Here is a 13,642-nt window from a genome sequence, read left to right on the forward strand (position 1 = left end):
CGTACCGTAATGTTTCGAGAAGATGGCTGCCAGCCTCCCGACGGCAGCTCGCTGCAACTACAAGCGATCATTCTCCGGAAACGCCGCCTTGGGCATGAACTTCGGCCTGGCGAACAGCACAGACAGTTTAGTGGGCTGCGACTCCACCGGGCGATCGGACCGGTACAGCAACGCCTGCTGCGGGGTACTCAACCATTCACTGGCGAAGATCTCACCGAGGCGCGAAACCGGCACGTGCGACCCGTCCTCGAGTCGAACGGTGACGTCCGCCCCGATGTCCGACTGGCCGTACACGACCCACCACGATTCGCCTTCCACATCCCCCGGAGTGTGCTGCCCGATACCGATGACTGCACCCTTCTCCATCGGATCGCGCCAGACCGCGTCGCGCCCTTGCGGTCCCACGCAGTAGCTACCATCCTCGCGCACCTGCACGACCAGGCCGGACTCTTCGAGCACCAACTGTTCGACCACTATGCCAAGCCCCTTCCGTTGCCCGAACCTTATCCGCCGGCACGCCCCAGAAGCCGAACAATCGCGGTTCGTGTTGACAAACTGTTGGGTTTTTACAACACTTTGATGCATGAGCCCAGTCCGGCGGGGAGACGCGCTCCCCATCTTCAATCGCATCGGAGTGCTTCGCGCCGAGCGGAAGATGAGCCGGGCACAGCTTGCGCAACTCGTCGACGTGAATCCGCAGACGGTGGGGGCACTCGAACGCGGTGACCACTACCCCAGCCTGGATCTTGCATTCCGAATCTGCTGGGTGTTCGACCTCCCGGTGGAGGCGGTGTTCTCCCGGACGGAGTTCGGGCCGCTGTCGACGGAGGTCTACCGGAATGCACTGTCGAGCGAGGTCTACCGATCTGACCGCACTACCGAGGGGAGTGAAAAGCCAAGTGCCTGAATCAAATCTGATCGACCGCTACCAGGCCCACCGCACTCGGCGGTTCCTGCAGAACGAGGAGACGTTCCGACATTGGCTCCCGAATTGGCGAACCCGTCGACGTCGGCGCGTACTCGTCGTCGCCCTGGCGGTCCTGTTCACCACGATGGTTGCCGTCAGCACAGCATGCCTGTTCAATCCGCTCTTCGCCGTGGCATGGCCGGTCCTCACCCTGCTGTTCCTGCCGACGTGGTCCTCACTTCAAATCGTGTCGGGCCGGCAAGGGGATGCTCCGCGGCAGGCGTTGGACGAATGGGAGATCCAGCAACGCAACGACGCTCGCTCCGTCGGGCTCAGCGTGACCCAAACGTTGGTCTTCATTGTCGCCATTTTCCTCATTTTCACCTCGTCGGTGCAGTGGAATGTAGAGAGGCTGCCTTACACGGGAGGTTTATTGGCACTGACTGCAATGCTGATCGGCGCGTGCACGCCCGCGATGATTCTCTCGTGGACCAATCCAGACCCGGATCCGATTGATTCGGAAGAGTTCGATCTCTGACCCGTATTACCGAAGCGCACCACTCGACCGATGGGAAGGACCCATGTCAGCCACCCTCACGATCGACGGCATCTCGAAACGCTACGGCGACGTCGTCGCACTCGACAACCTGAGTTTCGAAGTGCGCCCAGGCGAGATCTTCGGATTCGTCGGCAGCAACGGCGCCGGCAAGACGACCACGATGCGCATTGCGCTGGGTGTGCTCGGAGCAGATTCGGGAGAAGTTCGCCTCGGCGGCAAACCCGTCGACCTCGACGTGCGTCGCACTATCGGATACATGCCGGAGGAACGCGGCCTCTACCCCAAGATGAAGGTGGGAGCGCAACTTTCCTATCTGGCCGAGCTACACGGACTGTCGAAGGCCGACGCGCACGCGGCCACTGAGCGGTGGACCGAACGTCTGGGCATCGCCGAACGCGTCAAGGACACCGTCGATTCCCTGTCCCTCGGTAATCAGCAACGTGTGCAGCTCGCGGCGGCGCTGGTTCACGACCCATCGGTACTCGTTCTGGACGAACCGTTTTCGGGCCTCGATCCCGTAGCAGTCGATGTCATGAGTGACGTGCTGGTCGAGAAGGCTCGCACCGGCGTTCCCGTAATCTTCTCCAGCCATCAGCTGGATCTGGTGGAGCGCCTGTGCGATCGCGTGGGCATCATCAGCCGCGGCAGCATGCGAGAGATCGGAACCGTCGACGAGCTACGAGGCAAGGGCGACGGCCGAATCGAAGTCTTCGCCCCTGACGCGCCGGTCGGTTGGGCACACCATCTGATCGGTGTCACCACACTGAGCCACCTCGACGGCCGAACGCTCCTGAGCGTCGACGGAACCGCCGACGATCAGCAGATCCTGCACGCAGCATTGAAAACCGGACCGGTGCACGAGTTCACGCTACGACGTCCGTCACTGACCGATCTGTTCCGAGAGGTAGTAGCCGCATGAGCAACCAGTTGAGCGGAGGTCGAGCCATCGGGTTGGTCGCCCGACGCGAATTCATGACGCAGATCTCGAAGAAGAGTTTTGTGATCAGCAACGTCATCATTCTGGTCGCGATCATCGGCGGCATCATCGCCTTCTCGCTCTTCTCCGGCGGCGACGAGGACAAGTCGAAGATCGGCTTGGTCGGCAACCAATCACTCAGTGCCACGATGGTGTCCATCGGCGACACCCTCGGAAATCCGGTGACGGTAACGGAGGTTTCCGACGACGGCACCGCGCGTGATCAAGTCAAGGACGGCGACCTCGACGTGGCCGTGATCGCTGGATCGGGCGGCGGCGTCACTGTCGTGACCAAGAAGGAAGTAGCCACGAATCTGCGGGCCGTCATCGAGAGTTCCGTTGCACAGCAGGCACAATCGAATGCGCTGTCCGCTGCGGGGATCGACCCGGCTCAGCTCGCCGAAGCCACGTCCACCGCAGTGGTCACCATCGATGCCATCGATCCCCCGGATCCCGAACAGGGCCAACGTATAGCGATGTCGATCGCTGCTGTGGTGCTCCTGTACATGCAGATCCTGTTGTTCGGAACGTACGTGGCGATGGGCGTCGTCGAGGAGAAGTCCAGCCGTGTCGTCGAGTTGCTGCTCTCCACTCTCCGTCCACTGCAGTTGTTGTGGGGCAAGGTTCTCGGAATCGGTGCTGTCGGCCTGATGCAGATGGCTGCCTATGCCGTCGCGGGCGTCGCCACCGGACTGGCGACGGGCGTCCTGACCGTGACGGGCACCGCAATCGGCGTTCTGTTCGGCACTCTCGGGTGGTTCATTCTCGGCTTCCTCTTCTTCGCCGTGCTGTACGCCGCGGCCGGGTCCATGGTCTCGCGACAGGAGGACGTCAACGCCACCGCGATGCCTCTCGCGCTGCTCGTCATGGCAATGGTCAGCGTGGCTTTCGTTTCGGTGAGCAATCCAGAAGGAACCCTGAGCAACGTGTTGAGTTGGATTCCGCCGTTCTCGGCAATCCTCATGCCCCTGCGCATTTCCGCCGGTGTTGCTTCTCCGTTCCAGATCGTGGGAACGATTCTGCTGATGCTGGTGGTGACCGCTGCGCTGTCGATGATCGCGGCAAAGATCTACCAGCGCTCCATCCTTCGCATCGGCAAGGTCGTTTCGTGGAAAGAGGCGTTCGGACGCTGATTTATCCGGCACACAACTGACGCCACACGATCCCGGCAGCACCCCGTCCAGGTAGGTTCATCCTGGACGGGGTGCTGCTTACTTGGAGGACGTTGTGCGAATCTCGGCCGAAGAACTACTCACTGCGGTACTCGATCCCGAGAGCTTCGTCTCTTGGGACTCCCCGCCCGTCGACGTCGGACCTGGCGCGAAATACGCGGAAGACCTGGCGAAGGCCCGCGAGAAGAGCGGAGTTGACGAGTCCGTCGTCACCGGTGTCGGTACCGTTCGGGGACGTCGGGTCGCGGTAATTGCCTGTGAATTCAGCTTTCTCGCCGGTTCCATCGGAGTCGCTGCGGCCGAGCGGATCGTGACCGCCGTCGAACGTGCTACGGCAGAACAACTCCCGCTGCTCGCCTCGCCCACCTCTGGCGGAACGCGGATGCAGGAGGGCACCGTCGCCTTCGTTCAGATGGTGAAGATCGCTGCGGCAGTGTCTGTTCACAAAGCGGCCCACCTGCCCTACCTGGTATACCTGCGCAATCCCACCACCGGCGGGGTCTTTGCCTCGTGGGGATCCCTCGGCCACATCACCGTCGCGGAACCCGGTGCTCTGGTGGGATTCCTCGGACCCCGTGTCTACGAATCGCTGTACGGTGAAAAGTTTCCCGACGGTATCCAGACGTCCGAGAATCTGTATCGCAACGGCGTGATCGACGGCGTCGTCCCCGTCGACCGCCTCCGTCTGCTGGTCAATCGAGCGTTGTGCGTGCTCACCGATCCCCCGGCCCCGGCGGCCACGGAGCCGATTCCCTCACCCGAGATTCCCGATGTTCCCGCCTGGCAGTCGGTGATGCTCTCGCGCCGGGCCGATCGACCCGGCATTCGGCAGTTGCTCCGCCATGCCGCAACTGAACAGGTACCGCTCAGCGGCACCGGGCAGGGTGAAACCGACAAGACGATCTTGCTCTCGCTCGCCCGCTTCCGAGGCTTTCCGTGCATCCTGCTCGGCCAGGACCGCAGTGGCCAATCCGCGCTCACCACGATGGGACCGGCAGCGCTCAGGGAAGCACGACGGGGCATGAAACTTGCCGAAGAACTACAACTCCCGCTTGTCCTCGTGATCGACACTTTGGGCGCGTCGCTGTCCAAAGAAGCTGAAGAACGTGGACTGGCCCCTGAGATCGCCCGTTGCATCGCCGACCTCGTGACGCTGAAGACCCCGACAGTGTCGGTGTTGCTCGGTCAGGGAACAGGCGGTGGGGCGCTCGCACTGCTGCCCGCCGATCGGGTACTCGCGGCACAGAACGGGTGGCTCGCTCCCCTGCCGCCGGAAGGCGCAAGCGCGATCGTCCATCGCGACATCAGTCACGCACCGGAGATGGCGGCAGCGCAGGGCATTCGTTCGTTGGATCTGCTTCGAGACGGCGTGATCGACGCGATCATTCCCGAAACGCCTGACGCGGCCGACGAACCCGTGGAATTCTCCAAGAGGGTAGGGGCTGCGATAGCGCACGAACTCTTCGTGCTTGCCGAAGAGTCGGACACCGATCGCCAGTCCTCCCGTATCGCGCGCTATCGAAACCTGGGAGTTCCGCAATGACGACGAAGGACCGGAATGCGCTGACGCTGCCGCACAGTTACGACCGCGCGGCACTCGCTCGTTTCGAATTGTTCCTGTTCGCGGGCATCGCCACCGTGCTGATCACCCGCGCATATCTGGCGGCAACGGGCTATCCCCAGATCGGGGGCGGCGCCCTCCACATCGCACACGTTCTCTGGGGCGGGTTGCTGATGGCCGTAGCCATCGTGGCGACCGCCATCACCGAAGGCTCTCGCACGCGTGACCTGGCCACGCTCGTCGGCGGAATCGGGTTCGGTCTCTTCATTGACGAGGTCGGAAAATTCGTCACCGCCGACGTCGATTACTTCTACCAGCCTGCCATCGCGATCATGTACGTCGTCTTCGTTCTCTTCTATCTTGCCGCGCGCGAGGTGGTGATTCGGCGCGGAATGAATGATCGTCATCGGCTCGCCATCGGGGCGCGAGCGCTCTCGGACCTCGCTCTCGGTCAGCTCGACGAGATCCAGTACAACCACGCCCTCCGCGTACTCGACGGCGTCGAAGACCGCAGCCTCACCGACCTCGTCGATTCGATCAAAGCCGGCCTGCATTCACAGACTCCGCCGACCGGCGGTATCGAATCGAAGATCACTCGTGGCCGCAACGCGTTCTTCCACCGTGCCGAGGAACTGCTCCGGCACCGGGTCGTCCGCAGACTGGTCCTGACCCTGTTCGTACTGCAGGCTCTTCTGGCGATTGTCCAGGTGATCTACGCGTTGGTTTCCGAGAACGTCGTCGAGGCCGACGACGTCTCCGACCTGGTGGTCCAGATCTCCACCGTCGCAACCGGAGTTCTTGTGGTTCTGGGAGTGTGGTTCCTCTTCCGCGGTCCGTACCTGCGAGCCCTGAGACTCCTGCGTGCATCCCTCATCGTGAGTCTCCTGGTGACGCAGGTCTATCTGTTCACGCAGGACCAGTTCGGCGCGCTTTTCGGTTTCGCAGTGTCACTGTTCATGCTCGCGACACTTCGCATCGCGATTCGAAGCGAAGAGGCCGCCGCGGCTCTACCGCAGTAATCCCCTACCGCAGCGATTCTCTACCGCACTGAGATCGCAGGCCGACTCGGTAGATCGCGGATTCCGCGGAGGGGGCTGAAGAGCAAGACCAATCCGCACGGCGCGATCAGGCAGGCCATGATCCACATCGTCCCGCGCGGTCCCACTGCGTCGCCGAGGTAGCCTGCCGTCAGAGCAGCGAGCGGAATGCTGCTGTGCAGCAGGAACATACTCGTTGCCACCACTCGTCCGAGGCGGTCCGGCGGACAGTAACTTTGACGGAAACTGCCGAGCACCACGTTGCACGACACGACGCCCGCAACCATCACCATGCCGCCGATGCAGAACCAGAACAGGCCGGCACCGTACGTCGTCAGAGGTGCTAACAGGATGAACGGTCCCGTCACCAACTGACAGGTGAGAACGCTTCGGGCAGTGCCGAATCTGCGGCCGAGCGGGCGCGCGATCATCGATCCGACAATTCCGCCCACCCCGGCAATCGCCAGGAGAAGCCCGAGTCCGAACTCCCCCACGCCAACCGTCTTTTCCAGGAACACGATCTGGATCGTGGAGTACCCGGTGAGACCGAAATTGAGCAGAGTGCCGTAGACGACGATCGACCGCAGATACGGATCACCGGCGACGAATCGCAGTCCGAGCGCAATCTGGCGTCGCAACGGTTCTCGCTGATTCTGTCCGCGATGGACGGTCTCCTGCACACGAATCAGCCAAATGCATACAAAGCAGAAGGCGAACGTGAACGCGTCGACAACCAGACCGGCCGCGAGCCCGACAGTTGCAACCACCAGCCCACCGACGCTTGGGCCGATCACCCGAGTTGCGGCCTCGGCGCCCTGAATCTTCGAGTTCCCTTCGACAAGATCCGCTTCGGCGAGCACCGTGGGGAGATACGAGTGATAGGCCGCCTGGAAGAAGACGGTGGCTGTACCGGTGAGCAGCGCGACCAGGAGCAGGTGGCCGTATGTCATCGCCTCCAGGAAGCCGGCGATCGCGAGGCTCGCGAAGAACAGCGCGCACGCAGCGTTCGCGATCATCATGATCGGGCGCCGAGGCAGCCGGTCGATCCAGGCACCGGCTGGTAGTCCGACGATCAACCACGGCAACCACACTGCCGATGCCAGCACACCGATCCGGAAGCTACTCGCGTCCAGTTCGCGAAGCGCGATCAGCGGCAGTACGACGGTCGTGACACCGTTTCCGATACCGCTGACTGCGTCGCCGGTCCACAGAAGTCGGAAGTCACGCAGAGCGAGGACTCCCCAGAAGCCTGCGCGTTGCGCTGCACCTGTCACATCGATCCCCCCTTTCAGTCCCTGCCCTATCCCACCCCTGCGCGCCACTGGCCGACGGGACAGGCCCGCCCGGCGCAAAGGGACGGTACCCGCACCGCTACTGAGGCGCACCGCACTGACGGTGACCTAAGGTGTTTCAGGTCACCGGTAAGCGAAGTTCACGAGAGGACACACGTCGATGAGCTCTTCCGAGCAGGCGTCCCACACCACGTATGCCGACGCATATCGCGAGAGCATGGATCAGCCGGAGAAGTTCTGGCTCGACGCTGCGCGGGCCGTCGACTGGGATGTCGCCCCCACCAAGGCTCTCGACGACTCTGCCGCGCCGATCTATCGCTGGTTCCCGGATGCTTCGCTCAACACCAGCTTCAATGCCCTCGATCGGCACGTCCGCGACGGCCGCGGCGATCAGACCGCGTTGATCTTCGACTCCGCGATGGTACCCACCAAGGCCACGTACACCTACGCCGAATTGCTCGAGCAGGTCTCACTCTTCGCCGGCGTCTTGAAAGATCAGGGTGTGGTGGCGGGCGACCGCGTGATCATCTACATGCCGATGATCCCCGAGGCTGCGATCGCGATGCTCGCGTGTGCGCGAATCGGCGCTGTGCATTCGGTGGTGTTCGGCGGCTTTGCGGCCAAGGAGCTCGCAACGCGAATCGACGACGCCGGTCCAGTGGTGCTCGTGACGGCGTCCGGCGGCCTCGAACCCGGACGAACAATCGAGTACCTGCCGATGGTCGAGAAGGCTCTGCAACTGTCCGCCACTCCCGCGCACACCGTGATCGTGAAGAATCGCGAGCAGATTCCCGGTGCAGCTTCCGACTACAAGTCAAGTGCCGCAGCCTGGTTCGACTGGGACGAGCTGATCGCCGACGCCACCCCGGCCGACCCGGTGTCGGTCGCCGCGACGGATCCGCTCTACATCCTCTACACCTCGGGAACGACCGGTAAGCCCAAGGGCGTCGTCCGGGACAACGGTGGCCATGCCGTTGCGCTGACGTGGACCATGAAGAATCTGTACGACATCAGCCCAGGACAGGTGTGGTGGACCGCCTCCGACGTCGGCTGGGTGGTCGGCCACTCCTACATCGTCTACGGACCGTTGCTCGCCGGAGCCACGACGGTCATGTACGAAGGCAAGCCCGTCGGCACCCCCGACGCCGGTGCGTTCTGGCGCATCATTTCCGAATACAACGTGTCGGCACTCTTCACCGCTCCGACAGCGATCCGCGCGGTCCGCAAGGCCGACCCGGACGCAAAAGAGCTTGCCAAGTACGACATCTCGTCGCTCGACACACTGTTCGCGGCCGGCGAGCGCTTGGATCCCGACACCTACGAGTGGGCTACTCGGATTCTCGATCGCCCGGTGGTCGATCACTGGTGGCAGACAGAAACCGGTTGGGCCATCTGCGCGAATCTGCGCGGCCTCGAACCCATGGAGATCAAAGCGGGCTCACCCACCGTCGCCTGCCCCGGATACCGCGTCGAAATCGTCGACGGCAAGGGCGAACTCGTGGGTCCGGGCACCGAGGGCAACATCGTGATCGGCCTGCCGCTTCCTCCCGGAACACTCGCCGGACTGTGGCGTGACGAGGACCGGTACGTGAAGTCCTACCTGTCGACTTTCGAAGGCTATTACCTCACCGGCGACTCCGGGTACATCGACGAGGACAACTACGTCTTCGTGCTCGGACGAAGTGACGACGTGATCAACGTTGCCGGACATCGCCTTTCGACCGGAAGCATGGAGGCCGTCGTCGCCGGCCACCCGGCTGTCGCCGAATGCGCGGTCATCGGCATTCACGACGAACTCAAGGGGCAACGGCCGAGCGGTTATGTCGTGCTCAAGTCCGGCGTCGACATCGATCCCGAAACACTCCGACAAGAACTGGTCGCGCGGGTGCGAGACCAGATCGGTGCCGTCGCCACTTTCCGGGACGTCACCGTCGTCGCCGCACTACCGAAGACTCGTTCCGGCAAGATCCTCCGCAAGACCATGCGGCAGATCGCCGACAACGAGGAGTACACGGTCCCGTCGACCATCGAGGACGCGAGCGTATTGGACGAGTTGTCCAAACTCCTTCGCGGATAAGGATTCAGCGAATTCCCCTGTCCGTCTGCCTCCGGACGTAGCAGTATGAACACGTTCCAGTTTCGGCGATTCACACGGGCAGGGGAAGTTCGATGGGCAATTTGGACGGTCAGGTCGCATTCATCACCGGAGCGGCGCGTGGTCAAGGGCGCGCGCATGCCGTCAAGCTCGCGTCCGAGGGCGCGGACATCATCGCGGTGGATCTCTGCGCGCCGGTCGCAACGGCGGGGTACGACATGGCCACCGAAGCCGACCTCGCCCAGACCGTCGCCCTGGTCGAAGCTCAGGGCCGGCGTATCGTCGCATCCGTCGCGGACACTCGCGACCTCGATGCCCTGAAATCAGCGGTCGACGCCGGAGTCGAGAAACTCGGCCGACTGGACATCGTGATCGCCAACGCGGGAATCGCGGCGTCGGCGAAATTGTCCTGGGACCTGAGCGCCGAAGAGTTCCGCGAGCTGATGGACATCAACGTCACCGGCGTCTGGTTGACGACCAAGGTGTCGATTCCGCACATCATGAACGGCAATCGAGGTGGATCCATTGTGTTGATCAGCTCGATGGCCGGGCTTCGAGGCGTGCCGGGGATTGCACATTACTCCGCGTCCAAGCACGCCGTTCGGGGGCTGGCGAAGTCTCTGGCCAACGAACTCGGCTGGGCAGACATCCGAGTCAACTCCGTACACCCGGGCAATGTGCGAACGACGATGATCGACAACGAACCGATGGTTCGTGCGTTCCGTCCAGACTTGGAGAATCCTGTCCTCGCCGATACCGCTCCGATCATGTCGAAGCTGAATCTGCTGCCCCACCCGTGGGTCGACCCCGAAGTGATTGCGGATGCGGTGTTCTATCTGGTGGGGCCGGCCGGGCGCGGGATCACCGGCATCGCGTTGCCGATCGATCTCGGCACCTCGGAAAAATTCGCCGGCGGCTGAAGGCCCGAACTGATGCAGAATTGCCTCTGCCGGATGGGTCTCGAGCACCATCCGGCAGAGGCAATTCCGGCTTGATCAAGCCTTCGTAGCAACAGAACAAGTAGTCGACAACCTCATAGGCGCTCCTCGTCTGGTGTGGGAAAAACCGTTGTGGGATGCGCAACAAACCCAAGACCCAGCGTAGAAGCATTTGGCCGCAAACGCGCGTCATTCGGCACTATTTTTTGGATTCGGGCATACCGGACAACGCTCCCACCACGTATTATGGACCCGAGTTCACACTTACAGGGGGTAGGCACAGTGACGGTCAAATACGCCGTAATGGACCCGATTCACGGAAAAGTCGAGATCTCGTTCGATGTCGACACGGGGGTCGTCGACGTCCGAAACGGCAACTCACACGCTCTGTTGACGCGTCGAGTCGATGCCCCGCGCCGTGAAGGCACACCCATCGGAACGCGCGCCGCCGCCGACTTGTTCTTCACTGTCGGTGGCGACGAAGTCGAACTCACTGTCGGCAAAGGGTTTCTGTCCCGTCGCTCGTACTCTGTCTCGGCACTCGTCGACGGCGTGAGTTTGAACTTCGCCCCAGTCGACGACGCGAACAGTGCATTCACCCGCGACGGAGTGCGGATCGGGCACTTCTCCAAGAACGAGGAATCCGATCCCAGACAGACCGACGCAGTCTGGTCGAGCACGCCGAGCACCGACGAACTTGTCATCGGTTACGCCCTGGCCGAAGCCTTCGATTGCGGAGCACTCAACGGGGCTTTTGCGTTGATCGAATCACTGGTGCTCGGCGGCGGATAGAGACCACTCAAAGCAGGTGGATTACCAGCAGAACAACGGCAATAGCTGGGAAAAGCATCTGTACGACGGCTGCGCGGGCTTTGTCGGGAGACGAGAGAATCAGCACCAATCCCGCGGCAACCATCGATCCTGTGCCTGCCAGTACGAGGGCAATTCCGACCGACGCGGAGCCGGTCGCCGCAATCACGATGCCGACCGCCGACACGATCGCCAAGAAAAGGTTGTAAAAGCCCTGATTGAAGGCGAGCGGCTGCGTGGTGATCGCCTCTTCCTCGGACTTCACGCCGAACGTGGCGCGGGTCTTCGGGGCCGTCCAGAGAATCGATTCGAGGACAAAAATGTACACGTGCACTGCTGCGGCCAGTCCCGCGAAGATGTAGCCGGCGACGTTCATCGGTGAGCTCCTGTTGCTTCGAGTGAATTCTGTATCGTTCGGTCCAATATATACTGGACCGAACGATACAGAAAGAGCGAGGCTTTGATGGGCAGATCACAAGAATTCGACACAACAGCCGTGGTCGCTGCCGCTTTGGACGTTTTCTGGGCACGCGGATACGAAGGTGCCTCACTCGGCGACCTCGAATCCGCGACGGGGCTGAGTCGGTCAAGTCTCTACAACTCGTTCACCAACAAGCGCGGATTGTTCGACGCCGCCGTGCAGATGTACCTCGACCATGTCATCCGGCCACGTCTGCGCAGCCTCACGACAAATCCCGGGGCAGACGCCGTCGACGACTACCTTTCCTCGCTTGCGCACGCGATCGGCACCATGACTGCCGACTCACCTCGGCGCGGTTGCCTACTTCTCAATACGGCTGCCGGACTCGGCGCGCACGACGATGCGGCGGCCGCAGTGATCCGCGCGTACCGCCGAGAACTCGCCGACGCGATCAACAGTGGATTACACGCCGCGTTTCCAACCGAGACAGACGCCACGCTCTCAGATCGCACTCGAATCCTTCTCTCCTGCACGGTAAGTGCGTTGGTACTCGCACGAGTTGACACCGAAGAGGCCATCGCAACTCTGGAATCTGCGCGCCGACTGAACGCAGAGTGGCAGGGATAATGACCGGAGAGCTCACGCCATTGCCCGCCATCAGGCGGGTAGGCGATGATGCTTCACGTGCCCAAGTTGACCACGCCCGCTATCGCCGCTGGATATCTCCGGGGAATGGACCAACCCTCGATCCACGTCGGGACTTTCGCGATTCTCCGACCCTGGACCCGCGACGACGCACCGGCCGTCATGGAAGCCTTTCGCGATCCGTCGATTCAGCGTTGGCACATCCGCCGCGCCGACTCGATCGACGAAGCACGGGGTTGGCTCACCCAGTGGAGAGACGGGTGGGCAAGCGAATCCGAATGCCATTGGGCGATCGCCGCTCCCGAGACAAATGAACTCCTCGGTCGAATCGCAGCAAAGGGGGTGAATTTGTGGGACGACACTGCCGAGCTCGCGTATTGGGTGACCCCAGCGGCGCGCGGCCGCGGACTGTGCACCCAGTCTGTAACCGCACTGTCCGAGTGGGCATTCCGCGAAGCGGGGTTTCATCGACTGGAACTCGAGCACTCGATCCACAACCCACGATCGTGCCGAGTCGCCACCAAAGCAGGGTTCAGCGAAGAAGGTGTTCGACGAAGCTCCGCCAGGCACGCCGACGGCTGGCACGACATGCACGTCCACGCCCGACTACGTAGCGATCAGCCTTCGGCAACGACTCGCGCCGCGAGGGCAAGCGTCTGATCCACCAATTCCGCAACTCGCTGCGGCACGACCGGTTCGAGGTCGAACAGAATTCGGTAGATGATCGGCGCCACTACATGGTCGACCACCGAATCACCATCCACGCCGGCAGCTTCCGGCCAACGCGCGAGGATCACGTCGATCTGCGTCCTACAGAAGAAGGCACACTTGAACTTCTTCGTACCGTCCGGTGCATGCGTCTGATCGTCGCTCATCAACACGTCACGCAACGAAGCACGACCGACAGGCGCAGACATCTCCTCGAGGTACTCCTGCGCCCAAATCGTCAGATCCCCTCGGAGCGAGCCCGTTTCACGCGGGTCGGCGTCCGGGCGCAATCTCTCGATCGAGACGTCGGCAAAGACTTCGTTGATGTCACCCCACCGCCGATAGATGGTCGACGGGGTCACTCCCGCATCGGTCGCGATCATCGGCACCGTGATCTCGGCTCGATCACGCTGTTCCAACAACTTGCGCGCCGACGCATGCACGGCCTGTTGGATGCGCGCACTACGGCCACCGGGGCGCGGACCTGCGGACGGACTCATAAATCCAATACTAACGCAAAG

General features: G+C 62.3%; 15 protein-coding genes. 11 read left to right on the plus strand and 4 right to left on the minus strand.

Annotated features, from left to right (window positions below; genetic code table 11):
* Positions 1 to 57: 57 nt before the first annotated feature.
* The gene (locus PCS43_RS15255) at positions 58 to 474 is read right to left on the minus strand and encodes a hypothetical protein (protein WP_270923063.1); all 417 of its coding nucleotides are present in this window, start codon (positions 472 to 474) and stop codon (positions 58 to 60) included.
* A gap of 109 nt (positions 475 to 583) precedes the next feature.
* On the opposite strand from PCS43_RS15255, the gene PCS43_RS15260 reads away from it, so the two are divergent.
* From PCS43_RS15260 to PCS43_RS15285, 6 genes are all read left to right on the plus strand, one after another.
* Positions 584 to 907, plus strand: coding sequence for a helix-turn-helix transcriptional regulator (locus PCS43_RS15260; RefSeq protein ID WP_209909630.1), 324 nt, complete (start codon positions 584 to 586; stop codon positions 905 to 907).
* Positions 900 to 1,445 carry a hypothetical protein gene (locus PCS43_RS15265; RefSeq protein ID WP_003939943.1) on the plus strand — a complete coding sequence of 182 codons (546 nt, stop codon included), beginning with the start codon at positions 900 to 902 and terminating at the stop codon, positions 1,443 to 1,445. The genes PCS43_RS15260 and PCS43_RS15265 overlap by 8 nt, the downstream gene beginning before the upstream one ends.
* A gap of 43 nt (positions 1,446 to 1,488) precedes the next feature.
* Positions 1,489 to 2,385 carry an ABC transporter ATP-binding protein gene (locus PCS43_RS15270; RefSeq protein ID WP_003939757.1) on the plus strand — a complete coding sequence of 299 codons (897 nt, stop codon included), beginning with the start codon at positions 1,489 to 1,491 and terminating at the stop codon, positions 2,383 to 2,385.
* Positions 2,382 to 3,575: an ABC transporter permease gene (locus tag PCS43_RS15275; protein WP_007733417.1), complete on the plus strand. Its 1,194-nt coding sequence runs from the start codon at positions 2,382 to 2,384 to the stop codon at positions 3,573 to 3,575. Before PCS43_RS15270 ends, PCS43_RS15275 begins: the two co-directional genes overlap by 4 nt.
* A 94-nt stretch (positions 3,576 to 3,669) precedes the next feature.
* Positions 3,670 to 5,157, plus strand: a complete 1,488-nt coding sequence (locus tag PCS43_RS15280) for an acetyl-coenzyme A carboxylase carboxyl transferase subunits beta/alpha (RefSeq protein WP_209909633.1) — start codon at positions 3,670 to 3,672, stop codon at positions 5,155 to 5,157.
* Positions 5,154 to 6,194: a hypothetical protein gene (locus PCS43_RS15285; protein ID WP_020908745.1), complete on the plus strand. Its 1,041-nt coding sequence runs from the start codon at positions 5,154 to 5,156 to the stop codon at positions 6,192 to 6,194. Before PCS43_RS15280 ends, PCS43_RS15285 begins: the two co-directional genes overlap by 4 nt.
* A gap of 20 nt (positions 6,195 to 6,214) precedes the next feature.
* Here the strand turns inward: PCS43_RS15285 and PCS43_RS15290 are convergent, their stop codons facing one another.
* The gene (locus PCS43_RS15290) at positions 6,215 to 7,486 is read right to left on the minus strand and encodes an MFS transporter (protein ID WP_209909636.1); all 1,272 of its coding nucleotides are present in this window, start codon (positions 7,484 to 7,486) and stop codon (positions 6,215 to 6,217) included.
* Positions 7,487 to 7,664: 178 nt separating this feature from the next.
* Between PCS43_RS15290 and PCS43_RS15295 the strand changes: the two genes are divergently transcribed.
* From PCS43_RS15295 to PCS43_RS15305, 3 genes are all read left to right on the plus strand, one after another.
* Positions 7,665 to 9,581 carry a propionyl-CoA synthetase gene (locus PCS43_RS15295; protein ID WP_003940009.1) on the plus strand — a complete coding sequence of 639 codons (1,917 nt, stop codon included), beginning with the start codon at positions 7,665 to 7,667 and terminating at the stop codon, positions 9,579 to 9,581.
* A gap of 92 nt (positions 9,582 to 9,673) precedes the next feature.
* Complete coding sequence (locus PCS43_RS15300; RefSeq protein ID WP_020970454.1) at positions 9,674 to 10,519, plus strand: mycofactocin-coupled SDR family oxidoreductase; 846 nt, start codon at positions 9,674 to 9,676, stop codon at positions 10,517 to 10,519.
* A gap of 300 nt (positions 10,520 to 10,819) precedes the next feature.
* The gene (locus PCS43_RS15305) at positions 10,820 to 11,329 is read left to right on the plus strand and encodes a hypothetical protein (RefSeq protein ID WP_257233514.1); all 510 of its coding nucleotides are present in this window, start codon (positions 10,820 to 10,822) and stop codon (positions 11,327 to 11,329) included.
* Between the two features lie 7 nt (positions 11,330 to 11,336).
* Here the strand turns inward: PCS43_RS15305 and PCS43_RS15310 are convergent, their stop codons facing one another.
* On the minus strand, positions 11,337 to 11,723 hold the full coding sequence (locus tag PCS43_RS15310; RefSeq protein ID WP_003939752.1) for a DUF1304 domain-containing protein: 387 nt from the start codon (positions 11,721 to 11,723) through the stop codon (positions 11,337 to 11,339).
* 87 nt (positions 11,724 to 11,810) lie between these two features.
* Here PCS43_RS15310 and PCS43_RS15315 point away from each other — a divergent pair, with 87 nt between their 5' ends.
* Entirely contained in the window at positions 11,811 to 12,395 is a 585-nt protein-coding gene (locus tag PCS43_RS15315; RefSeq protein WP_136470778.1) for a TetR/AcrR family transcriptional regulator, read from the plus strand.
* A 57-nt stretch (positions 12,396 to 12,452) separates the two neighbouring features.
* Positions 12,453 to 13,073, plus strand: a complete 621-nt coding sequence (locus PCS43_RS15320; RefSeq protein ID WP_270923064.1) for a GNAT family N-acetyltransferase — start codon at positions 12,453 to 12,455, stop codon at positions 13,071 to 13,073.
* Here PCS43_RS15320 and PCS43_RS15325 read toward each other — a convergent pair.
* Positions 13,031 to 13,621, minus strand: a complete 591-nt coding sequence (locus PCS43_RS15325; RefSeq protein WP_007733425.1) for a TetR/AcrR family transcriptional regulator — start codon at positions 13,619 to 13,621, stop codon at positions 13,031 to 13,033. The two genes, PCS43_RS15320 and PCS43_RS15325, sit on opposite strands and share 43 nt — an antisense overlap.
* Positions 13,622 to 13,642 lie beyond the last annotated feature (21 nt).

Source organism: Rhodococcus sp. C-2, assembly GCF_027854095.1.
GTDB lineage: Bacteria > Actinomycetota > Actinomycetes > Mycobacteriales > Mycobacteriaceae > Rhodococcus_F > Rhodococcus_F qingshengii.